General features: G+C 70.9%; 1 pseudogene. It reads right to left on the bottom strand.

The window, feature by feature from the left end:
- A pseudogene (locus tag HWX22_RS31460) lies at positions 1 to 505 on the bottom strand (DNA repair protein RecN); the annotation flags it as partial.

The raw sequence follows: 505 nt of genomic DNA, 5'->3' as shown, positions 1-505 counted from the left end.
CGTCGATCAGGCTCGCCGAATGCGTCAGGCGCTGGTGCTCGGCGTTCACCTCGTCCCATTCGCCGGGCTGCGGCGCCAGTTTGTCGAGCTCGGCCAGTTGCCAGGCCAGCTTCTCGCGTTCGAGCTGCAGCTCGCGCTCGTGCGTCTGGGCCACCTCGATATGGTGCAGCGCGTCGCGCCAGGCGCGCCAGCCGCGCGCCACCACGGCCGCGTCGGCGCTCAGGCCCGCATGCGTGTCGAACAGCTCGCGCTGCGCGTCGGGCCGCATCAGCAACTGGTGGGCATGCTGGCCATGCACGTCGACCAGCATCTCGCCGAGCTCGCGCAGTTGCGAGAGCGTCGCGCTGGTGCCGTTGATGAAGGCGCGTGAGCGGCCGTTGGCGTCGATCACGCGGCGCAGCATGACGCTGTCCTCGGCCTCGAAGGCATGCGCGTCGAGCCATTGCGCGACGCGGTCGTGCGGCGTGAATTCGGCGGACAGGTCGGCGCGCTGGCAGCCGGTGCG

The sequence above is a fragment of the Burkholderia sp. BCC1638 genome (assembly GCF_902833195.1).
Classification (GTDB): Bacteria; Pseudomonadota; Gammaproteobacteria; order Burkholderiales; family Burkholderiaceae; genus Burkholderia; species Burkholderia diffusa.
This window is presented reverse-complemented; position numbering and strand designations above follow the sequence as displayed.